This is a genomic window from Aeribacillus sp. FSL K6-1121 (assembly GCF_038003725.1).
In the GTDB taxonomy this organism is placed as follows: Bacteria; Bacillota; Bacilli; order Bacillales; family Aeribacillaceae; genus Aeribacillus; species Aeribacillus composti.
This window is the reverse complement of the sequence record NZ_JBBOPS010000001.1, coordinates 642,241-665,832: the sequence shown is the minus strand read 5'-3', so window position 1 is coordinate 665,832 and position 23,592 is coordinate 642,241. Positions and strand designations below refer to the sequence as shown.

At 39.9% G+C, this 23,592-nt stretch carries 27 protein-coding genes; 8 read left to right on the top strand and 19 right to left on the bottom strand.

The features are described 5' to 3' along the window. Window positions 1-8: 8 nt before the first annotated feature. From NSQ61_RS03415 to NSQ61_RS03375, 9 genes are all read right to left on the bottom strand, one after another. Window positions 9-1,313, bottom strand: a complete 1,305-nt coding sequence (locus NSQ61_RS03415) for a pyrimidine-nucleoside phosphorylase (RefSeq protein WP_094246164.1) — start codon at window positions 1,311-1,313, stop codon at window positions 9-11. A gap of 15 nt (window positions 1,314-1,328) precedes the next feature. Continuing rightward, window positions 1,329-2,147 (bottom strand): purine-nucleoside phosphorylase, encoded by an 819-nt coding sequence (locus NSQ61_RS03410; RefSeq protein WP_094246165.1) that lies wholly within the window; start codon window positions 2,145-2,147, stop codon window positions 1,329-1,331. A gap of 3 nt (window positions 2,148-2,150) precedes the next feature. Then, window positions 2,151-3,341, bottom strand: coding sequence for a phosphopentomutase (gene deoB, locus NSQ61_RS03405; protein ID WP_144598189.1), 1,191 nt, complete (start codon window positions 3,339-3,341; stop codon window positions 2,151-2,153). A gap of 99 nt (window positions 3,342-3,440) precedes the next feature. Next, window positions 3,441-4,334, bottom strand: coding sequence for a site-specific tyrosine recombinase XerD (gene xerD, locus NSQ61_RS03400; RefSeq protein WP_063388336.1), 894 nt, complete (start codon window positions 4,332-4,334; stop codon window positions 3,441-3,443). Window positions 4,335-4,340: 6 nt separating this feature from the next. Further along, window positions 4,341-4,568: a YqzK family protein gene (locus NSQ61_RS03395; RefSeq protein ID WP_063388337.1), complete on the bottom strand. Its 228-nt coding sequence runs from the start codon at window positions 4,566-4,568 to the stop codon at window positions 4,341-4,343. Window positions 4,569-4,675: 107 nt separating this feature from the next. Then, window positions 4,676-5,140 (bottom strand): ferric iron uptake transcriptional regulator, encoded by a 465-nt coding sequence (gene fur, locus NSQ61_RS03390; RefSeq protein WP_063388338.1) that lies wholly within the window; start codon window positions 5,138-5,140, stop codon window positions 4,676-4,678. Window positions 5,141-5,251: 111 nt separating this feature from the next. Next, window positions 5,252-5,890 carry a stage II sporulation protein M gene (spoIIM, locus tag NSQ61_RS03385; protein WP_066247667.1) on the bottom strand — a complete coding sequence of 213 codons (639 nt, stop codon included), beginning with the start codon at window positions 5,888-5,890 and terminating at the stop codon, window positions 5,252-5,254. 96 nt (window positions 5,891-5,986) lie between these two features. Then, window positions 5,987-7,156 (bottom strand): TIGR00375 family protein, encoded by a 1,170-nt coding sequence (locus NSQ61_RS03380; RefSeq protein WP_066247665.1) that lies wholly within the window; start codon window positions 7,154-7,156, stop codon window positions 5,987-5,989. After that, window positions 7,153-7,707: an NUDIX hydrolase gene (locus NSQ61_RS03375; protein ID WP_063388341.1), complete on the bottom strand. Its 555-nt coding sequence runs from the start codon at window positions 7,705-7,707 to the stop codon at window positions 7,153-7,155. Before NSQ61_RS03375 ends, NSQ61_RS03380 begins: the two co-directional genes overlap by 4 nt. A gap of 78 nt (window positions 7,708-7,785) precedes the next feature. On the opposite strand from NSQ61_RS03375, the gene mciZ reads away from it, so the two are divergent. Together mciZ and NSQ61_RS03365 are read left to right on the top strand one after the other, a co-directional pair. Then, entirely contained in the window at window positions 7,786-7,965 is a 180-nt protein-coding gene (gene mciZ / locus NSQ61_RS03370; RefSeq protein ID WP_145976098.1) for a Z-ring formation inhibitor MciZ, read from the top strand. A gap of 5 nt (window positions 7,966-7,970) precedes the next feature. Next, window positions 7,971-8,891: an aldo/keto reductase gene (locus NSQ61_RS03365; RefSeq protein ID WP_094246527.1), complete on the top strand. Its 921-nt coding sequence runs from the start codon at window positions 7,971-7,973 to the stop codon at window positions 8,889-8,891. A gap of 263 nt (window positions 8,892-9,154) precedes the next feature. Here NSQ61_RS03365 and NSQ61_RS03360 read toward each other — a convergent pair whose 3' ends face one another. Next, window positions 9,155-9,760, bottom strand: a complete 606-nt coding sequence (locus tag NSQ61_RS03360; RefSeq protein WP_066247661.1) for a TetR/AcrR family transcriptional regulator — start codon at window positions 9,758-9,760, stop codon at window positions 9,155-9,157. Window positions 9,761-9,930: 170 nt separating this feature from the next. Between NSQ61_RS03360 and cyoE the strand changes: the two genes are divergently transcribed. After that, the gene (gene cyoE / locus NSQ61_RS03355) at window positions 9,931-10,848 is read left to right on the top strand and encodes a heme o synthase (protein ID WP_066247660.1); all 918 of its coding nucleotides are present in this window, start codon (window positions 9,931-9,933) and stop codon (window positions 10,846-10,848) included. A 358-nt stretch (window positions 10,849-11,206) separates the two neighbouring features. On the opposite strand, the gene NSQ61_RS03350 is transcribed toward cyoE, so the two are convergent. The 4 genes from NSQ61_RS03350 to NSQ61_RS03335 all read right to left on the bottom strand — a co-directional run bounded on the left by NSQ61_RS03350 (window position 11,207) and on the right by NSQ61_RS03335 (window position 13,020). Next, window positions 11,207-11,443, bottom strand: coding sequence for a DUF3886 domain-containing protein (locus NSQ61_RS03350; protein WP_063388345.1), 237 nt, complete (start codon window positions 11,441-11,443; stop codon window positions 11,207-11,209). Window positions 11,444-11,451: 8 nt separating this feature from the next. After that, window positions 11,452-11,694, bottom strand: a complete 243-nt coding sequence (locus tag NSQ61_RS03345; RefSeq protein WP_063388346.1) for a DUF2552 family protein — start codon at window positions 11,692-11,694, stop codon at window positions 11,452-11,454. A gap of 10 nt (window positions 11,695-11,704) precedes the next feature. Further along, on the bottom strand, window positions 11,705-12,028 hold the full coding sequence (locus NSQ61_RS03340; RefSeq protein ID WP_340806024.1) for an iron-sulfur cluster biosynthesis family protein: 324 nt from the start codon (window positions 12,026-12,028) through the stop codon (window positions 11,705-11,707). A 209-nt stretch (window positions 12,029-12,237) separates the two neighbouring features. Further along, window positions 12,238-13,020 (bottom strand): class I SAM-dependent methyltransferase, encoded by a 783-nt coding sequence (locus NSQ61_RS03335; protein WP_066247657.1) that lies wholly within the window; start codon window positions 13,018-13,020, stop codon window positions 12,238-12,240. Between the two features lie 399 nt (window positions 13,021-13,419). On the opposite strand from NSQ61_RS03335, the gene NSQ61_RS03330 reads away from it, so the two are divergent. Next, window positions 13,420-13,791: an iron chaperone gene (locus NSQ61_RS03330; RefSeq protein ID WP_063388349.1), complete on the top strand. Its 372-nt coding sequence runs from the start codon at window positions 13,420-13,422 to the stop codon at window positions 13,789-13,791. Between the two features lie 22 nt (window positions 13,792-13,813). After that, window positions 13,814-14,185 (top strand): iron chaperone, encoded by a 372-nt coding sequence (locus NSQ61_RS03325; RefSeq protein ID WP_130157796.1) that lies wholly within the window; start codon window positions 13,814-13,816, stop codon window positions 14,183-14,185. A 483-nt stretch (window positions 14,186-14,668) separates the two neighbouring features. Here the strand turns inward: NSQ61_RS03325 and NSQ61_RS03320 are convergent, their stop codons facing one another. The 4 genes from NSQ61_RS03320 to NSQ61_RS03305 all read right to left on the bottom strand — a co-directional run bounded on the left by NSQ61_RS03320 (window position 14,669) and on the right by NSQ61_RS03305 (window position 18,396). Next, window positions 14,669-14,998, bottom strand: a complete 330-nt coding sequence (locus NSQ61_RS03320; protein WP_066247653.1) for a YolD-like family protein — start codon at window positions 14,996-14,998, stop codon at window positions 14,669-14,671. 38 nt (window positions 14,999-15,036) lie between these two features. Next, window positions 15,037-16,293, bottom strand: a complete 1,257-nt coding sequence (locus tag NSQ61_RS03315; protein WP_094246170.1) for a Y-family DNA polymerase — start codon at window positions 16,291-16,293, stop codon at window positions 15,037-15,039. A 339-nt stretch (window positions 16,294-16,632) separates the two neighbouring features. Then, window positions 16,633-17,427, bottom strand: coding sequence for an SDR family NAD(P)-dependent oxidoreductase (locus tag NSQ61_RS03310; protein ID WP_063388354.1), 795 nt, complete (start codon window positions 17,425-17,427; stop codon window positions 16,633-16,635). Next, window positions 17,428-18,396: an MBL fold metallo-hydrolase gene (locus tag NSQ61_RS03305; protein WP_063388355.1), complete on the bottom strand. Its 969-nt coding sequence runs from the start codon at window positions 18,394-18,396 to the stop codon at window positions 17,428-17,430. A gap of 325 nt (window positions 18,397-18,721) precedes the next feature. Here NSQ61_RS03305 and proC point away from each other — a divergent pair, with 325 nt between their 5' ends. Together proC and namA are read left to right on the top strand one after the other, a co-directional pair. Further along, entirely contained in the window at window positions 18,722-19,558 is an 837-nt protein-coding gene (gene proC / locus NSQ61_RS03300; protein WP_063388161.1) for a pyrroline-5-carboxylate reductase, read from the top strand. Between the two features lie 129 nt (window positions 19,559-19,687). Then, window positions 19,688-20,713 carry an NADPH dehydrogenase NamA gene (gene namA / locus NSQ61_RS03295; RefSeq protein ID WP_340806021.1) on the top strand — a complete coding sequence of 342 codons (1,026 nt, stop codon included), beginning with the start codon at window positions 19,688-19,690 and terminating at the stop codon, window positions 20,711-20,713. A gap of 262 nt (window positions 20,714-20,975) precedes the next feature. Here namA and rnz read toward each other — a convergent pair whose 3' ends face one another. Further along, the gene (gene rnz / locus NSQ61_RS03290) at window positions 20,976-21,905 is read right to left on the bottom strand and encodes a ribonuclease Z (RefSeq protein ID WP_130157788.1); all 930 of its coding nucleotides are present in this window, start codon (window positions 21,903-21,905) and stop codon (window positions 20,976-20,978) included. A gap of 177 nt (window positions 21,906-22,082) precedes the next feature. Between rnz and zwf the strand changes: the two genes are divergently transcribed. Continuing rightward, window positions 22,083-23,558, top strand: a complete 1,476-nt coding sequence (gene zwf / locus NSQ61_RS03285) for a glucose-6-phosphate dehydrogenase (RefSeq protein WP_066247642.1) — start codon at window positions 22,083-22,085, stop codon at window positions 23,556-23,558. The last annotated feature ends 34 nt before the right edge of the window (window positions 23,559-23,592 follow it).

Below are 23,592 nucleotides of genomic sequence, written 5' to 3'. Positions count from 1 at the left end.
TTTCTTTCCTAATTTGTTATTGTTTCATAAATAAGGACAGGCTTTTTTGTTTTGTTTTTCGAAATTTTAATGCTGTAGTATAAAGTTTGTTTCACCTTTTCAATATCTTGTTGATTGCTGTAAATTGTAACGAATGTTTCTCCCTTTTTTACGTAATCGCCTATTTTTTTATGGAGGATGAGGCCGACTGCCAAATCAATTGCAGCATCTTTCGTCGCTCTTCCGGCACCAAGCCACATGGCGGCAGTCCCGACTGCATCAGCTGCAATTTCGTTTACATAGCCTTCTTCTTTCGCCTTTAATTCGAATGTATACGAAGAATGCGGCAATTTTGATGGATCGTCCACAATTGAGGCATCTCCCCCTTGGGCAGAGACAAATGTTTTAAAAGTCTCTAAAGCTTTTCCTGAAGCAATGGATTGCTCGAGCAGTTTACGCGCTTTTTCTAAACTGTCTGCTTTTTCCGCCATATACACCATATAGCTGCCAAGCGTTAAACATAGTTCAGTTAAATCTTCAGGACCTTCACCTTTTAATGTATCAATCGCTTCTTGGACTTCAAGAGCGTTTCCGATGGCAAACCCTAACGGCTGACTCATATCGGAGATCACGGCAATCGTTTTTTTGCCGACGTTTTCCCCTATTTTCACCATCGCTTTTGCCAGTTTTTTTGATTCTTCTATATTTTTCATAAAAGCGCCCGATCCGGTTTTAACATCTAAAACAATGGCATCCGCTCCGGCAGCGATTTTTTTGCTCATGATGGAGCTGGCAATAAGAGGAATACTGTTAACCGTCGCTGTCACATCTCTTAATGCGTACAGTTTTTTATCAGCGGGAGTTAAATTCCCCGTTTGTCCAACGACTGCAATTTTATTTTGATTGACTAAACGGACAAACTGTTGATTGTCTATTTCAACATGAAACCCCGGGATCGATTCTAGTTTATCAATCGTTCCGCCGGTATGGCCAAGACCTCTTCCGCTCATCTTGGCAACAGGAACACCAGCTGAAGCCACAAGCGGCGCAAGCACCAACGTAGTTTTATCGCCAACTCCTCCGGTCGAATGCTTATCCACTTTTATTCCTTTAATTTCACTAAGATCGATCTTTTCTCCAGAATCAACCATCGCCATTGTGAGCTCCGCCATTTCCTCTTCCGTCATCCCTCTAAAAAAAACGGCCATGGCGAAAGCGCTCATTTGATAGTCCGGAATCTCCCCGGCCGTATATCCTTCAATGATATAACGGATTTCTTTTTTTGTGAGCGCTTTCCCATCCCGCTTCTTCTCTATTAAATCGACCATTCGCATGCAAATCACCTTTTTCTACATTTTGGCTACGATGGATTTTACTAGCGCTATAAAATCAGCCCGAACCATTTCCGCCGTTTTCATGACTTCTTCATGCGTCAAAGGCTGTTTTAAAATACCAGCCGCCATGTTCGTAATACATGAAATGCCAAGCACTTTCATTTTGACTTGATTCGCCACAATTACTTCTGGAACTGTTGACATGCCAACTGCGTCTCCCCCGATCGCTCTTAACATCCGTATTTCAGCCGGCGTTTCATAGGACGGTCCAGTATTGGCAACATAAACCCCCTCTTTTATTTCGATGCCAAGCTCTTTCGCTGCTTCTTTTGCCAGCTGGATTAGTCTGCTATCGTACGCTTCCGACATATCGGGAAAACGGTCGCCAAGCTCAGGGCTATGTTCGCCAATTAAAGGGTTTTGTCCCATGTTGTTAATATGATCGGTAATCAGCATTAAATCACCTGGTTGATATGACTGATTGATCCCTCCGGCTGCATTTGTCACAATTAAGGAATGAATACCCAGCGCCTTCATGACTCGCACAGGAAATGTCACTTGCTTTACACTATACCCTTCGTAAAAATGGAATCTGCCTTGCATGATCGCTACTGTTTTTCCATTTAGCTCCCCAATTACGAATTGGCCTTTATGCCCTTCAACAGTGGAAACCGGAAAATAAGGAATGTCGCTGTATGGAATGGTTACAGCATCCTCCACTTCTTCAGCGAGAACTCCTAAACCTGATCCTAGAACGAGACCGATCTCTGGAGTTTGTTTGCATTTATCTTTTAAAAATTGAGAAGCCTTTTCAACTTCTTCCACAATTGACATTGATCAATCCCCCTGCTTCAATTCTGTTAAAAAGCTTGTTCCGTAATTTGGCATTTGCACGCCGAAATTTTCTGCAATGGTTGCTCCTACATCTGCAAATGTTTCTCTGATTGGCAGTTCTTTTCCTTTTGTATAGGTTGAATTATAAACTAACAGCGGAACATATTCTCTAGTATGATCCGTACCGTGGTGAAGAGGGTCGTTTCCATGGTCTGCTGTGATGATGAGCAGGTCTTCTTCCTTCATTTTTTCGAACACTTCAGGAAGACGAGCATCGAATTCCTCAAGCGCTTGTCCATACCCTTCAGGATCTCTTCTATGGCCGAATTTTGCATCAAAATCGACAAGGTTCAAAAAGGAAAGACCTGTAAAATCCCGGTCGAATGTTTGGATCAATTTGTCCATTCCATCCATATTCGACTTTGTCCGGATTGCATCTGTAATGCCTTCGCCGTCATAAATATCGGAAATTTTCCCAAGGGCAATTACATCAAATCCTCCGTCCTTCAACTCGTTCATAACTGTTCGGCCGAAAGGCTTTAAAGCATAGTCATGCCGGTTGGCAGTCCGTTCAAAATTCCCCGGCTCCCCGACAAACGGACGAGCTATAACGCGCCCAACCATGTACTTTTCATCCAAAGTCAGTTCGCGGGCAATTTGACAAATTTGATATAATTCGTTCAGAGGAATGACTTTTTCATGTGCAGCAATCTGTAAAACAGAGTCTGCCGACGTATAGACAATGATGGCTCCTGTTTTCATATGTTCTTTTCCAAGCTCTTCTATAATTGCCGTACCGCTTGCCGGCTTATTGCCAAGCACTTTTCGCCCGGTTCTTTTTTCAAGCTCCTCTATCAGTTCTTCTGGGAAGCCGTCTGGAAATACTTGAAAAGGAGAATCGATTTTTAACCCCATCAGCTCCCAATGACCAGTCATCGTATCTTTTCCTGCTGAAGCTTCTTTCATTTTTGTATAGAAGGCGAGCGGCTTGTCTGTCTTTGGAACACCTTTTATTTCACGTATATTCCCCAATCCGAGCTTCGCTAAATTCGGCAAATGCAAACCGCCGAGATGTTCAGCGATATGGCCAAGCGTGTCAGCACCTTTGTCGTTATAAAGCTCTGCATCCGGTGCTTCGCCGATTCCAACTGAATCCATTACAATTAAAAAGACGCGTTTATATGTATGCTGCATGTTAAATTCCTCCTGCCATTTGAAAGCGGTGATGATTATATTTTTTCCTAATGCTTGCCGAAACAGACGAGCAACTTGATTTTTAGCATGACGATGGCATTAAGCACGGGGGTGGTACATTTTATATACATCTTTTAAACGTGTTTTTGTCACATGAGTATAAATTTGCGTGGTTGAAATATCAGCATGACCTAGCATTTCTTGCACCGCTCTTAGATCAGCGCCGTTTTCAAGCAGATGGGTGGCAAAGGAATGTCGCAATGTATGAGGAGTCAATTCTTTTTGTATTCCTGCTTTAACCGCAATCGATTTTAAATTTTTCCAAAATCCTTGGCGGGAAATTCTTTTTCCATGATGGTTTAAAAATAAGGCATCCGTTTTATGCTTCTGTCTTACAAGCTTTGGCCGGCCCTTTTCCAAATATTCCTCCAGCGCTTTTGTTGCTTTTTCTCCAATCGGAACGAGCCGTTCTTTTTTCCCTTTACCGTAGCATCGGATAAATCCCATGATCAAATGGACGTCTGAAAGATTCAAATGAACCATTTCACTCACCCGAATACCTGTCGCATATAAAAGTTCAAGCATTGCTTTATCTCTATATCCAATCGGTGAGGTCAGCTCAGGCGTTTCAAGAAGCCGCTCCACTTCCTCAAGAGACAGCACTTTCGGAAGCTTCCGTTCAATCTGCGGTGTTTCAATATGGACGGACGGGTCTTCATCCGCAGCTTTTTCCCTTAACAAAAATTGATGGAAAGCGCGGATTGAGGCGATATGCCGGGCGATTGTCTTGCTGGATTTCCCTTGATCTTTCAAAAAATGCAAATATTGCAAAATATGATAGCGTTGAATATTTTGCACTTCTTGAATATTCAGTTTTTCGTTCAAAAATTGCTTGTACGATTTCAAGTCTCGCTCATATGAAACGATCGTATTGTTCGCAAGTCCTCTCTCAACGGTCAAATAATGAATAAAATCTTGGATATGATCGTTCAATCTTCTCTACTCCCCGTTTAAATAAAAGAATATTAAGCGATTCAGCCAATTATCGTTCTGTTCTTCCACAACGCTTGTCACCTTTACGGCAGATCCTTCAGGCTCGTCATAGCGATGGTAATCTTGATATTCCAAGTTAACCCATATAATAGCATAGTAGAACAAAATCGTAAATCCTGTAAACAAGATAAAAATTTTAAGCATATTCTTTACGGTTTTCGTCCATTTTTCCATGTTCGTCCTCCACAAGGCCATATTTTCTTATATTTAAAGATATGACCGTCTGGACAATCTTTATACGTATATAATATAAAAAAACCTTTCCCCTCGCGGAAAAGGCTTTATTCTTTCTTGTTATCTTCTTTTTCTTTTTCCTGACAGCGGTGGCATATGCCGTGAAAAGTTAGACGATGATCTTTAATTTTAAACTTCCAATCTCGTTCGACAATTTTTTCAACATCTTCTAATAAATCTTCCTGAATCTCATCAACGGAACCGCATTCCATACATACGAGATGATGGTGAAAATGAGCGGCTCCTTCCCTGCGCAAATCATATCTGGAAACCCCGTCTCCAAAGTTTATTTTATCAACAATTTTCAGCTCAGTTAACAATTCCAGCGTTCTGTACACTGTTGCGAGCCCGATCTCAGGCGATTTTTCCTTAACGAGGAGGTAAACATCTTCGGCACTTAAATGATCCTCTTCATGTTCAAGCAAAACACGAACGGTTGCTTCCCTTTGCGGGGTTAATTTATAGCTTGAAGAATGCAACTGCTTTTTTATACGCTCTATGCGGTTTTCCATGACACTTTCCCTCCCTCGCCGCATTCCTCATATATTATAACAAAATAAAAGAAAGTGTCCAACTGAAATAATTTTAAATTAAAAAATAAAATTTATATTAAATAATAATTATTATTTATAAATAAAATCAATCGTCCCTCTCATCAGGATCGGGGAAACATATGCTTCTAACATTGCAGCGAGCAATATAACGGCGATCAAGCAAGAAAATGTGACTGCATAGCCTGCAAACATTCGAAACGGCTGATCGTGGAACTTTTTTACAAAAAGCTGTCTAATGAGCTTGAAGGAAAAAGAAATTGCCGATGCGCTCATAATAAGAAACACAGGTATCAGCAGCAAATTTTGCGGCAAAACGGAAACGAATGACAGCAAAAATCCGCCCCATTTCATTTGATTTACTAAAAATCCGACTGTAAATCCAACGACCATTCCTTTTAAAAATAACATGATAAAAATAATCGGCAGACCAATGATCGAAATGCCTAGAAGCCACATAAGCCCTACATATTTTGTATTGTGGAAAAAACTTTGCTTGAACATTTCAAACGAGCTGGCAAGTTTTCCGTCCGATACTTGTCCAAAAAACAGGTTTAAATAATAATACAGATCTTCTTTTTGCGTAATGCTCATGCTGTTTACGATGATTGCGCCAAAAATTACTCCCATTATGAACAATATAAGCACAAATAAATAGACGGTTGATTGATCTTTCAATTGTTTTAGTAAAAAACGCTGAATATTCTGCATATCCTATCCTCTCCTGTCTTTCTTTACTAGATTGTATGAGAGAACGGATGGTACATATTCGTATTTTTACTAGAAAAAAAGAAAAGGCGCGAAAATTTACGCACCTTCCACTTTTCCGTATTTTCCTCCTCCCCCTGATTGCACATAAAGGGTGCCTTCTCTTGCCGAGATGATGGAAGCGGCGATTTTTTCCGGAACCACTTCGACAAGATCGGCGTACGGAACTTTGTGTAAAATATTCATTTCCGTTCCAAAATAATGCTTTAATTTTTTTAATGTTTTAGGGCCAATGCCAGGCAGAAAAGCTAGCGGGACTTGATGAATATAAGGGGGCCTTTTCTCCACATGATTTGTTTTATCCCCCAGTTCTTCAACCCGCTGTTTTACACCTTTTGTAATTTTTACTCCTCCGCATATTTGACAGCATCCCTCATCTGTCAAGCCTACTGTTTTTTGGCACGCTTCACAAAACGTTTCGTAATACTTTCCAAGTTTCGGGTTTAATCCGTAATTCGCCTCAATTTTTCTGTCGTTTTCTTTTTTGATCGCCATCACCAATTCCTGAAACGTCGGCGCTTTTAACAACAACTTCTGATATTCCCGCCCGATTTTTGGCAATGAATGGGCGTCTGAGTTCGTTAAAAATGGATAGGAAGCTAGTTCACGAATACGGCTTGCCATGTTAGTATCGCTGCTCAAACCGAGCTCGACCGCATCGATGAGTGTTTGATCAAAAACTTCTGTCAAGCTTCGCTGAACCCCTTTTCCGTACAAGCTTTTAAAAGGAGTAAAAATATGCGCCGGAATGAACAATCCGCCCAAGCTCTTCACTTTATGCTGAAGTCTTTTCCCTTCAACATATACCCGTTGAGAGCTTAAATGAATATTTTTTAAATGGGAGCTGAGCCAATGGGAAAATTCCTTCATCTTTTCTAAAGTCGGCATAAAGCATAGAACATGAATCGGCCCATTGCAATGTTCATCAAATATTTCAAGCTCCGTACCTAAAATAAGTGTCGAATTTTGATAGCGGACTCCCCCTTCCATTAATTCCTCATACTTTCCTCTTCTGATGCCATCTTCAATTTCCTTGATTACTTCGGGAACATGGCAATCAATGATGCCAATTATATCCATACCTTTGCTCTCAACTGCTTCAATAAAAATATTTTCAAGCGTCAGCGACTTGGCCCCCGTAATCTTTACCGGTTTTCCTGTATTTGTTCTGCCGATATGAATGTGCAAATCTGCGAAAAAAGCGTTCATATCTCCTCACTCAATTGTTTTAATGTTAAATATTGAACTGCATAAGCTGTTTTTGCATCGTAAATTTCTTTTTCTTCTATCAATTTTCTCGCTTCCTCAAGGGTTACTTCCAGCACCTCGACAAACTCGTCTTCATCCAAACTCGCTTTATTTTCCAGCTTTATCAATCCTTCAGCTAAATAAAGATGAACGAGTTCATCAGCAAAGCCCGGTGAAGTATAAAACGAAATGACATGTTTTAATGATTCACATCCATAGCCCGTTTCTTCTTCCAACTCTCTTCTTGCTGTGATTTCAGGTGACTCCCCTTTTTCAAGCTTGCCGGCAGGAATTTCCACAAGCTGACGTTCTAAAGCTTTGCGATATTGTCTCACCATGACAATTTTCCCTTCATTTGTAATAGGGATCACGGCAACTGCACCCGGATGCTTCACGACTTCACGTTTCGCATTTTCCCCGTTTGGGAGACGGACATCTTCCACATATACATCAATAATCTTCCCTGAAAAAATTTTTTCCTTCGCAATCGTTTCCTCGTTTAAACGGTTCATATATTCAACTCCTGTTCTATTATCCAATCATTCTTCATACATTCTACCATAATTAAAAAGGAGGCGGAGCGATTGCTCATGTATCGGAATTATAACCGGGTCGTGATGATTGGAAAGCCGAAGGAAATTGCTTACAGCTTAAAGGAAGCCGCAAAACGATATAAAACAGTCTATGAATGGCTTCATCATGAATATGAAACATTTGCTTTTTCAAAAAGTTTATACTACTTTCAAATTAGAAGAGAAAAAGAGAGGTGATCTTTTTGAAAAAGCGCAGATTAGGAACATCCGAGCTGTATGTGAGCGAAATCGGTCTTGGATGCATGTCGCTTGGCCGCGACGAAAAGCATGCGCGTTCGCTGATTGACCAAGCGCTTGAATTGGGGATTAATTTTTTTGATACAGCAGATCTTTATGATCAAGGCCTGAATGAAGAATTTGTCGGAAGGGCTCTTAAATCGCGTCGAAACGATATCATTTTAGCAACAAAAGTAGGAAACCGGTTTGAAGTTGGCAAAGACGGATGGTGGTGGGATCCATCCAAGAAATACATAAAGGAAGAAGTGAAAGAAAGCCTCAGACGGCTGGGTACAGATTATATCGACTTATATCAGCTTCACGGAGGAACAATCGACGACCCGATCGATGAAACGATTGAAGCGTTCGAAGAGTTAAAGCAGGAAGGCGTCATCCGCTACTACGGCATTTCTTCGATTCGGCCGAACGTTATGAAAGAATGGTTGAAACGCTCCAATATCGTTTCAATCATGATGCAATACAGCCTTCTTGACCGGCGCCCAGAAGAATGGTTTCCTTTGATTCAGGAGCATAACGTTTCTGTTATTGCCAGAGGGCCGTTGGCTCAAGGCCTCTTGACAGAGCGCCCGCTCGAAAAAGCCTCTGAGCGCGTCAAGAACAATGGATATTTAGACTACACGTTCGATGAATTAAAAGAAGCTTTGCACAGCATCGATTCAGCATGCCCGGATCGCACTCGGACGGAAACAGCCGTAAAATATGTTCTTCATCAGCGTGTTGTAGCCTCCTGCATTGCCGGAGCGAGCAAGCAAGAGCAGCTGCTTGAAAATGTCCAAGCAGCGAAAGCAAAAGATCTGCTGGAAGAAGAGTACGAAGCGCTTATAAACGCAACAAAACAGTCTCTTTATACAATCCATCGCGATTAAAACAGGCGGGGACGATCCCCGCTTATTTATTTTCGGATTCACATGACTGTTGAAAATTCAATTTAGCTATCCAGTTGATGTTCCTGCCGAAACGGATGGGATTCGCATGATCATGTTGCAATCTCAATGGCTAAACGATTGTTCATAGCACATAAACCGGATTTACAACTATATGTATCGGTTCATTGAACAGCGCCGTCCATTCCTATCTTGAAAAATTTTGGACTAATATATTTTGAAATCCGTTTAAGCTTGAATATTTTCTAATGAGGGGATCGAAGCAAATTTTGCAGTGCTTTTCCATATAAATGAAGAGGCACACGGTCTTCGCTAATATAATAAAATATCGCTAAACCGTTTTCTAACGAAAGAATAGTCCATGCTATTTCATCCGCAGATAGAGCAGAATCGTTATTCTCTTTCGACTTCAATTTTTCAATCGCCTTGGAAATTTGTTGTACCGCTTCCGTTATCATGTCAGACCATTTTCGGCGTACCGATTCTTCACGCATCGCATAAAGAAAAAATTCCATGTTAAGCATGCTCCACGTTCGATTTTTCTGCCTAACTGACAGGAAATATTCATCCATCGTTTCGATAAAATGTGAAAGCGAATGCTGTCCGTCTATGACTTGAAGAATGTTGTCCACATGCAATTGCATTTGTTGCTCCAAAATAGCTAAAAAGAGCTCTTCTTTGGAACGAAAATGGGCATATACCGCCCCTTTGCTAAATCCGGCATGTTCTGCAATTTTATCAACAGAAGCGCCGTGAAAGCCGAATCGAGCAAAGATTTCAACAGCTGACTCTAAAAGTAATTGCCGCGTTTCTTTTTTTCGCTCCTCTTGGGTTAATCTTCGTCTGACCAATTTGCTATCCTCCCTCTCTCTTGACAATCATACCATATAGCATTAACATACCAGATAGTATATAAATTCTAATCAGTATACAAATTATAATTTCTCATTATGCTGGACGCAACTATCAACAATGTCCTCCTAGATTTATAGATCATGAGTGAAAAAGGAAGAGGGGAAGAATGCGAAAAGAAGAAAGCCTTACAACACAGAAACCAACTTTGCCCCAAATTTTGGCTGAAACTTGTAAAATTGGAATTATTCAATCAAATCTCGTTCCGATGTTGGCTGGATTGACATTGGCATTGTATACGTATCAGATCAGCCTGTTTGAGAAATTGCCGGAAATGTTATTTGCTTTGATTGGATCGATTTTCGTAATGGGTGCAGCTGGAGCTTTTAACAACTTATATGACCGAGATATAGATTCTATCATGGAAAGGACGAAAAACAGACCGACTGTGACAGGAGCAATAAAGCCTAAAACAGTATTATGGCTTGGAATCTGTATGTCTATTTTAGGAATTGCAGCTCTTGCATTAACAACTCCTCTAGCAGCATTCCTAGGGTTTCTAGGTTTGTTTTTTTATGTTGTCCCATATACGATGTGGAGCAAGAGAAGAACAATTTATAATACGGAAATTGGCAGTATTTCTGGAGCAATGCCCCCTCTCATCGGATGGGCTGCTGTTCATCCGGACGTGACACATCCAGCCATTCTTGGTTTGTTTGTGATTTCAATTATTTGGCAAATGCCTCATTTTTATGCTATAGCTATTCGCAAGCACGATGAGTATAAGGCTGCGAAGGTTCCTATGCTCCCAGTTGTCAAAGGTGTTAAAAGAACATATATACAAACTAATATTTATTTAATTATTTTAATTGCAGCAAGCTTTCTTTTTGGGCCTTTAAGCCTCGGTCTTATGCTAGTAGCCCTTCTTTTAAGCGTTCTGTGGCTTATGTTAAGCATTTTCGGCTATAAAAAAATGGATTCAGAGAAATGGGCAAAATCAATGTTTCTTTATTCTCTGTTTCATATGACAATCTTATTTTCAACTGTCATTATCTATTCTCTTGTGGGAATTCTTTTTCATTTATAAAAGAAAGTGTTTCTAAACAAATTCATGGCGGCATAATAAATGTTGGGAATTAAGGGGCTGTCCGATGAGTTCCTAAAATGAAGGATCGGGGAAAAATACTACTGTGAAGGACAAAAATAATCTAATAAAATTTGTAAATGTCCTTCATAGAGGCAATGAAGTCCAACAAGAAGCAATTGTATATGCTGAATGTCCGTCATACAACTTTTGAAGAACCTAATGAAGAAAAGTCCTTCATAAGACTTCTGGAGGATATAAACAAGACAGGAAAAATGGTCTATCCGATAAGTCCCTAAAATGAAGGGGCTCCAAAAAGTCAGTGAACCCTGACTTTTTGGACAGCCTCCTTTCCAGCTTTTTATTTAAAATCTTCCCATTTCAAGTCGCTTTCTGCGAGCAATTCAGCAAAGCTTTTCTGTTTTTCCCGCTTTTGTTCCTCTTTTCTTTTACGCTCCAATTCCAGTTTTTTTAATTTCTCCTTTTCTTCTTCAATTTGCTTCTTCATATCTATAAGCTTTTTCGCTTTTTCTTCGCCGATCTGATCTTTGAGATTCCATGCATCTTTCATGTTTTTCCCTTCCTTTGACCAATGCATGCTCTTTTTTATCCTAATACATCGTGAATATTCTGCATGTTTTTTTCCATCCATGCAATTGCTTCATCGATCGTGGCAAACTCTTCCGCTTCAAACGTCATTTCATCTTGAATCAGCCACACATCCTTTTTTTCATATCCCATTCCTCCTACAGACCAATGCAGAAGGGTGTACGGATGATTGTCATGGAGAAAGGACACCCATGTTTTATTTAAAGCAATGTTCTTTAAAGAAGCTAGACGTTCCTTCAATTTTGTTCCCTCATTTCACAATGCAGCTCATTCTTGGATTGTAAATTTGCATTGGACTTTTGAGCATGAATATTTGTTTTTGCCCGTGATAATCGATTTGCAATTCATCATCTAAAAAAACAAGCTTTGATCGCTCCACGTACACCGGGACAAAATTTGTATCAATTTTCATATCATCCTCATCAAGATCTTTCACAAGCCAAAGAACAGTAACACCGCTTATGACACAGCCGCAGCCATCTGTATCATATTTCAGCTTTATATAGCGGTTTTCGTTCATTTCCAATATCTCTTTAAGTTTTGCTTTCGCTGCGTTTGTAAACGAAATGTTCATAGGCTAAAATCATCCTTTTTTAATTTTGCCTCCATTCTATCATATTTTAGCTCTCTCCGCTTATTGAAGCAGAATGAACATAACCGATTAACGTTTTTTAAACATTTATAGAGAAATATTGACAAACTATTAGCCGGGTTAGTTGAATAAAGCTGTTGTTTTTATTTGTGAGAAATCAGTGTTATTTTCACAAGCAAATTATGACACGTCTATTTTCTTCTAATCAATATCATTGCATTCCCTAATACTTTTTTGTTCAATAAAAGCTTTGGCAGTTTCATTACTTTAGCGAGTTTGTAGCTTTTCAATTCAGATACACCATGTTTCTTTAAGGAATTTAAGAGCTCTTTTTCATCCCCAAATATTTTTTCATCCATAAACAAATCTAAAAAGACAAATCCACCACCAGGTTTTAACACTCTTAATGCCTCTTTCATTACTTCTGTTTTATTTCTTTCATCTTTAACTTCATGAAATGTTAGACAACTTACAATTATATCGAATTCATCATTTTTAAAAGGCAGTTTTGTGGCACTTGCTTTCAGAAAATTTATTCGATCAGAAACCCCTTCAATTTCAGCGTTTCGTTGGCATTGATCTTTCGAATATTCCCAATCGTCGCCCCAATAATCAATTCCAGTTAATAGGGACTCAGGAAAAGCCTTTGCAAGTTTAATAATCAGTGAACCGCTGCCTGTTCCTATATCCAGTATTTTTCCTTGCCCATCCCAATTCACCTTGGCAACAATTAAGTCATGTATTTTTGACTGATAATTTCCCCCAAATGCTGCGAATTGGTAATAAGAATAAGAAAGGATAAATGTAATATAAATTAATGGTAACGCTATAATACCTGACAAAACTCGCAGATATAAATTAATAGGTAAGAATGTCAACAAAATGAATAAAAGTGAAAAAAGCAAAAAAATTAGTAGTTTATTCATTCGAATCCAAGTTTGATACCTAGCATTTGTTTTCAAGTTATCAGCCATCCTTAAATCATAAACTGATTACCGTAGCAATTCGGTCATTGAATTGCTACGGCTCGTGTAGTTGACTAGCGAAAAGATACAGCATAAATTAAACTAATATTCATTTAATTTGGTGCTGTATCCTTTCCTTTAGTTTAAGTAAATTGTTTCACAATATCATTGTTTTATCAATCTTTATTATAATTTGCTTTAAATGATCGAACCTTTTTTAACTCTACATTCGGATGGAAAATTTCAAACTAATTTGCATTTTAAGCCATTTTGACTATTCAGGTTGTAAAATATATAGTGGAAATAGGTGTTGTTTAAGAACTTGTCTGAGCGGTTCTGTGAGGAGTTTTAACGACGAATGGGTTTGAGGAACTTCTCTAAACGATTTTTATTTTAGGAGGAAATAACATGGAAGTTTTTGCAAAATATTTAGCAGGTATTGATAACCCCGACCACCGCGACCGAACAGAGGAAATTTTGGCGTGGGTTGCTAATAAATTTCCAAATTTAGAACCGCAAATCAAGTGGAACAAACCCACGTTTACCGATCACGGCACATACATCATTATGTTTGCCGCAGCAAAGAATCATTTGAGCATTTTACCCGAAGAAAAAACAATGGTGCATTTTGCCGATGAAATCGCCCAAGCTGGCTACAGCGCTTCTTCACGCTTGTTCCGAATTCAATGGTCTGAACCAGTTAATTACGAATTGTTAGAGAAAATAATTGAATTTAATATCAAGGATAAGGCGGAGAATTCGAATTTTTGGCGGAAATAGCATAATATCGAAGGAGGAAGACATGGAAGTTTTTGCAAAATATTTAGCAGGTATTGATAACCCCGACCACCGCGACCGAACAGAGGAAATTTTGGCGTGGGTTGCCAATAAATTTCCAAATTTGAAGCCGCAAATCAAGTGGAATACGCCAATGTTTACCGATCACGGCACATTTATCATCGGCTTTTCCACAGCGAAGCATCATTTGAGCGTTTCACCTGAAGAAAAGACAATGATGCATTTTGCCGATGAAATCGCCCAAGCTGGCTACAGCGCTACCAAAGGCTTGTTTCGAATTCCGTGGAATGAGCCGGTAAATTACGAATTGCTGGAGAAAATGATTGAATTTAATATTCAGGATAAAGCAGACTGTTCAACTTTTTGGCGGAAATAGAATAGAATAGGATAGCCCTTAGAAAGCCTGTGAGGGCTTCTGAGAGGCTTTAAGAAGTTGATAGCTACAAAAACGCTTTTTCATGCCCCAACACTCTTGTTGTGGACGCCCTGACACAGCTAATGTCAAAGCTTTTTTAATAAGTGTAAATTATTACAGGAGCTAAGAAAATAATTCTCTTACTTATTCCAGAAAATGACCCTATAGTGGCAGAGTGAAACTTAATTGTTTTTTGTTAACCGTGAATGTCACTTATTCACTAACGGGTGCTTTTTTAGTGAAAGAAAAATTAATTGATTTTAAGATTGAGATCATGTTTTAGTTATTCCATATAGGGCGCCGATGGTAGAGTAGCAAAAAGCCCAATTTCTCAAATTTTTAGAAATTGGGCTGTTAATTATCGTCATTTTCTAAGCGTTGTAAATCTGCATTTTCCTGACCTTACGCTACCCCTATTAAGTTTGTATTTCTAATGCTGTTTTCTTAGTATTGCTCAATTTCAATAATATCTCCTAATTTTAAAACATGTTTTTTAGTCAAGTAATCAACAATTCGTAATTCTCTTTTTAGCTGATCGATATAATGAATATTGCCGACAAGCTTCTTTATTTCACCTTTTTGATAATAGGTGAATTGTAGAGTAATGTTCTCTTCCATAGCCTCACAGATAACTTCATTAAATTCTTCATATTTTTGTTCATCTAAAACCGGTTTTTCGACTTTATCTAAACTTTCATTGTATTTCCTTAGTAATTTCACATGCTCGGGCAGCATCATAGCTGTCCATTTTATGCTTCCACGATCCTGAATCATTGTTTATCCCATCCTTTGCTTTCTTTTCTTCATATTCGTTACGCATAATGCCCGCCGATCAGCTTGTTGCGGTGAAGACTCGTTCCTGCCTTCGTATACGAAACAGCGCGCAGCAGTGCATTGGAGCCGTGCTTGTTCCGAATCGCATCCATTACATATCCTAAACGATGCTCTTTTATGCGGTTCGGCCTAAACAAATCAAGCTGCATGCCGCTGTCTTTTTCCACGTTGGAAAGAGAGATGGAAATTTTTCTGACTGTCTTCCCCTCATAAAAACGATCAAACAGCAAAAGGCAGGCTCGATAAAGATCCATCGTAATATTTGTTGAGACATCCATCGTTTTGGAACGGTAAAATCCTCCTCCGCCTTCCTTTTGGCTGTAGCCGATTCCAAGGCTGATTGTTCTCCCCGCCATCCGGTGTTCCCTCGCTCTTTTTGCCACTTCCTCGCACATTTCTAAGATGACGCATTTCACCTCTTCGGGGTCCGGATAGTCGCGAAGCAATATTTGATTTTTTCCAAAACTGATTTGCCCCAGCATAATCGGAGAGCCTATGTCGGAAAGATCTATTCCCCATGCGTGGTAATAAAGCTGATTCCCCATGACGCCGAACTTCTTTTCAAGGAGCTCTAACGGATAATTTGCGAGCTGACCAACTGTAAAAATTCCCATTCGATTTAACGTTTTTTCAAGTCTTGTCCCAATCCCCCACATCTTACGCAACGGCTTGATGCTCCACAGCTTCGTTTTGACATCATCATACGTCCATTCCGCTATACCTTTCTTTTTCGCCTCCAAATCTAGACAAAGCTTCGCCATCAATATGTTTGGACCGATCCCAACCGCGCATGGGAGAGAAAATTCATTTCGTAAATCTTCCACAATTTTTTCGGCCAGACTATGCGCATCCCCCCAAAGTCTTTCTGTTCCATCCGCAGTAATAAAACATTCATCTACGCTGTAAACATGAATGTTTTCTTTCGGAACATAGCGGTTCAGCAGCCGAGTAATTTCAGCAGAAATCCGTAAATACGTCGCCATTTTCGGAGTGATGAGGCGGATGCGGGGGTCGTTTGGAATTTGAAATAAGCGGGATCCGGTTTGAATTCCGAAATCTTCCTTCAGTTTTGGTGAAGCGGCCAATACAATGCTTCCTGTCCGCTCTTTGTCCCCAACGATAGCAATGTGGGCTGTTAAAGGATCAAGCCCAAGTATGACCGCCGCACAGCTCGCATAAAAGCTTTTCATATCGATGCATAATATATGCCGGTTTGGAAACGATTCATAATTCATTCCATCATCCCCTCATGAGAATGTATGTTCGGTTTTATTTTATTTTTATTGTATGGGAATATACGTTCGGTTTCAATGGGAATTTGCGCCATTTTTCGCGGTACAAAAGGAGCATAACAACGAAGTACGGCATCGAAAAACAGATATTAAGCTTGGAAAGCTTATTCAAAATACAGCCGCGTTTTTTAGAAGATTTAAGTTGGAGACAAATCGGTGAAAGAGCTGAATTTTTTATCAAAATAAAAAGACGCTTGACGCGCCTTTTCAGAAGTGAGAGCGGAGATTTTAGCGAAAAGTCCGCCTTCAGCTTTCTGTTCATTTCCTGCATCATGCTCCCGGTCATTTTTGCCGAAACAAATTTCCGGCAACTTTTTCAAATAGGGAGGGCATGAGACGATAAACAAGCCCGCCAAGCTCCATCCAAACAGGCATATTAATTTCCCGTTTATTTGTCAGCATCACGCTCACGATTTTTTGTGCAACAGCTTCCGGATTAAGCATCCAGCGTTGGACGTTTTTCACATAATCCCCTGACGTATCGGCAAGATTGAAAAAATCCGTTTCAATTGGACCCGGATTGACAGATGTTACAAAAATCCCGCGGTCCGCCACTTCCATCCGCAAGCTGTTCGTAAAGCCTAAAACAGCATGTTTTGTAGCAGAATAGATGCTTGATTTCGGAGTAGCTATTTTGCCAGCCTGAGAGGCGACATTAATAATATGCCCTTCCCGTTGGGCCAGCATCATCGGAAGAACCAGCTTTGTCGCAGCAATTAATCCGAACACATTTACTTTAAACATTTGCTGCATCTCTTCGAATGTTGCTTCCTCTGCATTTCGAAAAATACCAAAACCAGCATTATTGACTAAAACATCCACTCGGTCAAAATTCTCTGTGATGTCCGTAAATACTTCGGAAACTGCGTCAAGGTCACTGACATCCAGTTCGTAATATGTACAAGAAATAGAGTGAGAGGCTTGAAGCTCATCCGAAAGTTTCTTGAGACGATCCTTCCTCCTAGCCAGCAAAACTAAATGTCCACCGCTTTCTGCAACGATCCTTGCGATTTTTTCCCCGATCCCGCTCGATGCCCCCGTAATAACTACCAATCGATCTTTAAGCCGCGAATTCATTTATTTGTCACCTCTTCGTTGCGCGGAAAAAAGTAAAACGCCATTTTCTATTCTTTTGTTAATTTTTCCATATTGTTCTAAATAATCAAGCTGAGCAACAGTTTCTGATATAGCAAATAAAAGCTCTTGTTGATAAGCAGCCGGAAAAAGAAGCTTGCAAAGAGCAAACACCGTCATTTCCTGTTTTTCTAAATGCTTTAATACGGTGAGCGCGCGTTCATGCTGTTTGTCTAAACGGTTCCGAATCAACAGGTGAGGATCGAAAAATTCATCTTTATGACCCGGAAAGACAACAGAAATCGGAATATGCAAAAGCTTTTTCAAAGATTCATTATATTGCAGCTGAGGTTTTGGACGCTCTTTTCCTTCATACGGCATTTCAAGAACAGGATTGGAGGAAATGGTTTTCAGCAAATGATCGCCGCCGATCATTCGGCAGTCTTCCTCATTGTACAAAACGATATGGCTTTGGGCATGTCCAGGAGTCTCAATGACTGTAAACCCAGGCATCCCGTCTATTTCATCTCCTTCTTGAATGGAGGAGGTCAGCGGATGATTGCGTGGATATAAGGAAAGATCAAGATGATCTAAGTGTGACGCAAACGACTCCGGGACAGCAAACTGCTTCAATAATTCTAAAAAAAATTCCTTTTGCCGATCAAAAAAACGCACATCATGAGAAAGCCAAGGAGCAAGCAAACGATGGCCCAAAACACGAAGATCGCCATCAAAAAAATCGAGCAAACCGATATGGTCAGGATGATGGTGGGTAAGAATGACTTGCTCAATATCCTCAGGCACAAGCCCTATTTCCTTCAGCTTATGTTCAAAAACTCTCCACGCTTCCTCCGTTTTCATCCCTGCATCCACTAATGTCAATGCGTCCCCTTTTACAACATACACGTTCACATCTTTAATCGGATAAGGTATAGGGATCGTTATTTTATAAATTGCATCTTTGCTGAACATTTTTGCAAACCGCCTTTAATTTTTTAATATAACTTATTTTACACATGATAAATCAATTTGTCATTTTATTCGAATAATTCATAAGTATACTTGACAAGCCGTAGGAACTGATAAAAAATTAATTCTACAACGCTTTTAGAATTTAAGGCAGGGAAACATTTCATCATACAAGCCCATCCAAAGCATGCACTTCTGTTGCTTAACAGATGAATAGTAAAACGTTTTCTCGCTACCTTTCCCACTGAATCTCTTCTCTTTTAAACTAAGTTTATAGGGAAGAAGTTCAAAAGAAACATATAAAACGATCAGGAAGGAGTCTCTTTTTATGTACAAGTTTGGATTTATCGGAGCCGGATCTATGGCGGAAGCTATTATATCCGGATTGATCAACGGGAACAAGTGCCGGAGAGAAGAGATCGTTGTGACAAACCGTTCCAATGAAAAGCGGCTCGAGGAGCTGCAAAAAACATACGGCGTCACGATGACAAAAGATAAAAAGCATTTGTTTGACAACACAAAAACGATTTTTTTCGCGATGAAGCCGAAGGACGTTGACGAGGCAGTAAAAACAGTCCGCGAATACGCAACAGAAAACCATCTTGTTATTTCCATGCTCGCAGGCGTTTCAACGAAAGCAATTGAAACATTATTCAACAAACGTATTCCCGTCATTCGAGCAATGCCAAATACGTCCGCTACCATCAGACAATCAGCAACCGCCTTGGCACAAGGACAATATGCAACGGATGGTGACCTGTCAGCAGCTGTTGAACTGTTTCAATTGATCGGAACAGTTGAAATTGTTGAAGAAGACAAGCTCGATGCCGTCACAGGACTGGCAGGAAGCGGACCAGCCTATATTTATTACATAGTAGAAGCAATGGAAAAAGCAGCAGAAGAAATCGGTTTAGAAAAGTCCATGGCGCGCTCCCTCATTGTTCAAACACTTTATGGGGCAGCATTAATGTTAAAAACGTCTGACAAAGAGCCGTCTACTCTAAGAAAAGAAATAATGAGCCCAGGCGGCACAACTGAAGCCGGCTTAAGCGTCCTAAACAATCATCACGTAGATGAAGCTATTATAAGCTGTGTGAAACGGGCAGTCGAACGGTCAAAAGAATTAAACAGCGCTTTGGAGGAAAAACTGGTGAACGAACAATAATCTGAAATCGGACTCGGGTTCAGCGAGCAACACTGAACCCCTTTTTTATATTTACCAAGCAGATCATATGACAAAAATAATCATAATTGCTAAAATTTTAAAGGAAATATTTAGGGAGGCGAATAAAAGATGAAAGACCGATTATTATTTTCTCCATTTACGATTAAAGATGTCACATTGAAAAATCGAATTGTCATGTCGCCGATGTGCATGTACTCAGCCGCAAATAAAAAAGGATTTCTTGAAGATTTTCATTTCACACATTACATTTCAAGAGCGGTGGGACAGGTGGGCCTCATCATTCTTGAAGCAACAGCTGTTTCGCCGGAAGGCAGAATTTCTGAATTGGACCTCGGTATATGGGAAGATGACCATATTATAAAATTGGCTGAACTTGTGCAGCAAATCAAATCATACGGAGCGAAAACAGGCATCCAGCTTGCTCATGCAGGAAGAAAGTCAAATGTGAGCGGAGACATATTCGCCCCATCTTCAATTCCTTTTGATCAAAACAGCCGTACACCGAAAGAACTGACAAAAGAACAAATAAAAGAAACGGTTGAAAAATTTCAATTAGGAGCAAAACGAGCTAAGGACGCAGGCTTTGATATCATCGAAATCCATGCAGCCCACGGTTATCTCATTAACGAATTTTTATCTCCGCTATCAAACAAGCGCAATGATGAGTACGGAGGAAGCTTAAAGAACCGCTACCGGTTTTTAAAAGAGGTTATCCAAGCCGTAAGGAAAGTGTGGGAAGGCCCGTTGTTTGTCCGTGTTTCCGCCAGTGACTATGTTGAAGGCGGATCGACGATAAATGATTACGTACAAATTGCTAAATGGCTGAAAGAGGATGGTGTCGATTTGATTGATGTCAGCTCAGGAGGGCTTGTCCCGGCAAATATAGATGTTTATCCCGGGTACCAAGTGCCATTTAGCGAAAAAATCAGACAGGAAGCAAACATCAAAACAGGGGCAGTCGGCTTAATTACTTCACCTTTGCAGGCGGAAGAGATTTTAAAAAACAACCGGGCGGATCTTATTTTTGTCGCCCGCGAATTATTGAGAAATCCATATTGGCCTTACCATGCAGCTAATGAACTAAACGCAAAAATTGAATCGCCGATACAATATGAACGCGGATGGCGCGTATAAAAGAAGAAGCTGTCTCAAAAAAGCCTTTTGAGGCAGCTTTTGTTTGCATATTGCATTTTCCAAAGCATACAGTGAGTGTTGAATCAACATATAATTCTTTCATTGCCGCAACCGAAAAAATTTTGAAAGTTCAGAGATTCTGCAAGAATCATGTCGACGATTTTTTTGCCCGATTATAGGACTAAATATGCCTGTAGACGATTCTTTTATTCTATGTAAAAAAGGCGGCGAAAGTTTCATTTTTGGCATCCCATACCATTTTCTACTTTTTAGGAATTGGGACACATAAAAAATCATGGGCAAGGCTTGCTTCTGGAAATACAGCCCTTGCTTCAGCAAGAAGCATTTGACAATCCTCTTCGCCTTGATATCGCGAGCTAATATGCGTCAGCCATAACGTTTTTGCGTTTGCCTCTAAAGCAATTTGCGCTGCTTGAACTGTTGTCGAATGAAAATAATTGTAGGCCAAAAGCTCTTCATCCTTTGCAAATGTCGCCTCATGCACTAAAACATCCGCATCCTTTGATAATTCGACGCTTTGCTTGCAATATCTTGTATCACCCAAAATCGAAACAATCCGTCCTTTTTTGACAGGACCTAAAAAATCTTTTCCATTCAAAACTCTTCCATCAGCAAGTTGGACTGTTTCGCCATTTTTTAATTTTTTGTATATAGGTCCAGGTTTTACTCCAATTTCTTTTAATCGATCCGCTAAAAGTGTTCCGGGCAGATCCTTCTCTATAATCCGATAACCGAATGAAGGGATGCCGTGCTCCAATTTCTTTACCTTAACGATGAATTGATCATCCTCAAAAACGGTTTCATCGTCAAATATTTCTTTTGTAATAAGCGGATATTTAAGATGAGTAAAGCTTAACTTCAAAGTTTGTTCCACAAATTCTTTAATACCGGGAGGACCGTAAATTACGAGCGGGCTCTCGGCGCCATGAAAGGATCTTGTTCCTAACAAACCGGGAAGTCCGTATATATGATCACCATGCAAATGCGTAATAAAAATTTTTTCAATTTTTGCCGGTTTGATGTTCGTATATAAAATCCGGTGCTGTGTCGCCTCGCCGCAATCAAACAGCCAAATAGAACCGCGTTCTTCAAGCAATTCAAGCGCAATGGAAGACACATTTCGATGTTTGGCCGGCAGACCAGCACCTGTTCCTAAAAAATAAAGATTCAACGTTCGCTCCTCCAAATGTCTTTTTATCTGTTATTATAATACATTCATTCAATATTTAGCAGAAAAATCAGCAAATATTATTTGCGTTACAGTACGTTTACCTTTAAAATTAAATATTTGAACGGGTACATATTTTTAGCAAAATTTATAGCAAAACGATAAAGTGAGGTACGTTCAGTGAATACAATCCAGTTACCAAAAGCAATCATCATTATATTCGGAGCAACAGGAGATTTAGCGAAAAGGAAATTATTCCCATCCATTTACCGTTTATATCAAAGCGGTAAGATCAGCGAAGAATTCGCGGTCGTTGGCGTGGCAAGAAGACCATGGACGAACGAAACGTTCAGGGAAAATGTTAAAGATTCCGTTGAAAATGCAGTTTCCGTCAACAGCGATCTAACATCCTTTACTTCGCATTTTTATTATCATCCGTTTGATGTATCGAACCAGTCTTCGTATCACAGCTTAAAAAGCTTACTTTCCGACTTGGATGAAAAATATCAAACGGAAGGGAACCGAGTCTTTTACTTGGCGATGGCGCCTGAATTTTTCGGAATCATCGCTAACAATTTAAAAGAGCACGGTTTAAAAGATACAAACGGATGGACAAGACTTGTCATTGAAAAGCCGTTCGGCCATGACCTAGCTTCCGCCCAAAAATTAAACGATGAAATCCGCGCCGCATTCGATGAAGAGCAAATTTACCGAATCGACCACTATTTAGGAAAAGAAATGGTGCAAAATATTGAAGTCATTCGATTTGCCAATGCGCTTTTTGAACATTTATGGAATAACCGTTTTATTTCCAATATTCAAATTACTTCAAGCGAATCACTCGGCGTGGAAGACCGGGGCAACTATTATGAAACATCCGGTGCGCTCAGAGATATGGTGCAAAACCATATGCTGCAGATGGTGGCCTTGCTTGCGATGGAACCGCCAATTAAATTAACGACTGACGAAATTCGTTCCGAAAAAATTAAAGTGCTTCGTGCTTTACGGCCAATTCAGGAAAATGAAGTCGACAGCTATTTTGTAAGAGGCCAATATACAAAGGGAATAATTAATGGAAAAGAGGTTATCGGCTACCGAGAAGAAGCAAATGTAGATCCCGATTCCAATACAGAAACGTTTGTGGCCGGAAAGATTTTGATTGACAATTACCGTTGGGCAGGCGTTCCTTTTTACATTCGCACAGGAAAGCGGATGAAAGAAAAATCAACAAAAATTGTTGTCGAATTTAAAGATATTCCAATGAACCTATACTTTAAAAAGGAAAGCGACCGCGTTCCAAACTTGCTTGTCATCCATATCCAGCCTGATGAAGGGATTACGCTTCATCTCAATGCCAAAAAAGCGGGAGTAAGCTCAGAGGCTACACCAATTAAGCTTTCTTACAACAATAACGGCATCGACGGTATGAACACTCCGGAGGCATATGAAAGATTGCTATATGATTGCATGCAAGGCGATGCCACGAATTTTACCCACTGGGATGAAGTCGCCTTATCATGGGCATATGTTGATCCGATTTCAAATGCATGGTCCCGTAAAAAAGCGGCCTTCCCTAACTATGAGGCAGGCTCGATGGGTCCTAAAGAAGCGGATGAACTTCTTGCCAAAGACGGCTTCCATTGGTGGCCGATCTAATGACATTTTTCAATTTAAAAGTGTTGCCTTATTA

What these genes read in the sequence shown, in the direction of transcription:
- NSQ61_RS03415 (WP_094246164.1), bottom strand. Translation starts at nt 1,313, where the DNA reads ATGCGAATGGTCGATTTAATAGAGAAGAAGCGGGATGGGAAAGCGCTC.
- NSQ61_RS03410 (WP_094246165.1), bottom strand. Translation starts at nt 2,147, where the DNA reads ATGTCAATTGTGGAAGAAGTTGAAAAGGCTTCTCAATTTTTAAAAGAT.
- deoB (WP_144598189.1), bottom strand. Translation starts at nt 3,341, where the DNA reads ATGCAGCATACATATAAACGCGTCTTTTTAATTGTAATGGATTCAGTT.
- NSQ61_RS03395 (WP_063388337.1), bottom strand. Translation starts at nt 4,568, where the DNA reads ATGGAAAAATGGACGAAAACCGTAAAGAATATGCTTAAAATTTTTATC.
- fur (WP_063388338.1), bottom strand. Translation starts at nt 5,140, where the DNA reads ATGGAAAACCGCATAGAGCGTATAAAAAAGCAGTTGCATTCTTCAAGC.
- spoIIM (WP_066247667.1), bottom strand. Translation starts at nt 5,890, where the DNA reads ATGCAGAATATTCAGCGTTTTTTACTAAAACAATTGAAAGATCAATCA.
- NSQ61_RS03380 (WP_066247665.1), bottom strand. Translation starts at nt 7,156, where the DNA reads ATGAACGCTTTTTTCGCAGATTTGCACATTCATATCGGCAGAACAAAT.
- NSQ61_RS03375 (WP_063388341.1), bottom strand. Translation starts at nt 7,707, where the DNA reads ATGAACCGTTTAAACGAGGAAACGATTGCGAAGGAAAAAATTTTTTCA.
- mciZ (WP_145976098.1), top strand. Translation starts at nt 7,786, where the DNA reads ATGTATCGGAATTATAACCGGGTCGTGATGATTGGAAAGCCGAAGGAA.
- cyoE (WP_066247660.1), top strand. Translation starts at nt 9,931, where the DNA reads ATGCGAAAAGAAGAAAGCCTTACAACACAGAAACCAACTTTGCCCCAA.
- NSQ61_RS03350 (WP_063388345.1), bottom strand. Translation starts at nt 11,443, where the DNA reads ATGCATTGGTCAAAGGAAGGGAAAAACATGAAAGATGCATGGAATCTC.
- NSQ61_RS03340 (WP_340806024.1), bottom strand. Translation starts at nt 12,028, where the DNA reads ATGAACATTTCGTTTACAAACGCAGCGAAAGCAAAACTTAAAGAGATA.
- NSQ61_RS03335 (WP_066247657.1), bottom strand. Translation starts at nt 13,020, where the DNA reads ATGGCTGATAACTTGAAAACAAATGCTAGGTATCAAACTTGGATTCGA.
- NSQ61_RS03330 (WP_063388349.1), top strand. Translation starts at nt 13,420, where the DNA reads ATGGAAGTTTTTGCAAAATATTTAGCAGGTATTGATAACCCCGACCAC.
- NSQ61_RS03325 (WP_130157796.1), top strand. Translation starts at nt 13,814, where the DNA reads ATGGAAGTTTTTGCAAAATATTTAGCAGGTATTGATAACCCCGACCAC.
- NSQ61_RS03320 (WP_066247653.1), bottom strand. Translation starts at nt 14,998, where the DNA reads ATGATTCAGGATCGTGGAAGCATAAAATGGACAGCTATGATGCTGCCC.
- NSQ61_RS03315 (WP_094246170.1), bottom strand. Translation starts at nt 16,293, where the DNA reads ATGAATTATGAATCGTTTCCAAACCGGCATATATTATGCATCGATATG.
- NSQ61_RS03310 (WP_063388354.1), bottom strand. Translation starts at nt 17,427, where the DNA reads ATGAATTCGCGGCTTAAAGATCGATTGGTAGTTATTACGGGGGCATCG.
- NSQ61_RS03305 (WP_063388355.1), bottom strand. Translation starts at nt 18,396, where the DNA reads ATGTTCAGCAAAGATGCAATTTATAAAATAACGATCCCTATACCTTAT.
- proC (WP_063388161.1), top strand. Translation starts at nt 18,722, where the DNA reads ATGTACAAGTTTGGATTTATCGGAGCCGGATCTATGGCGGAAGCTATT.
- namA (WP_340806021.1), top strand. Translation starts at nt 19,688, where the DNA reads ATGAAAGACCGATTATTATTTTCTCCATTTACGATTAAAGATGTCACA.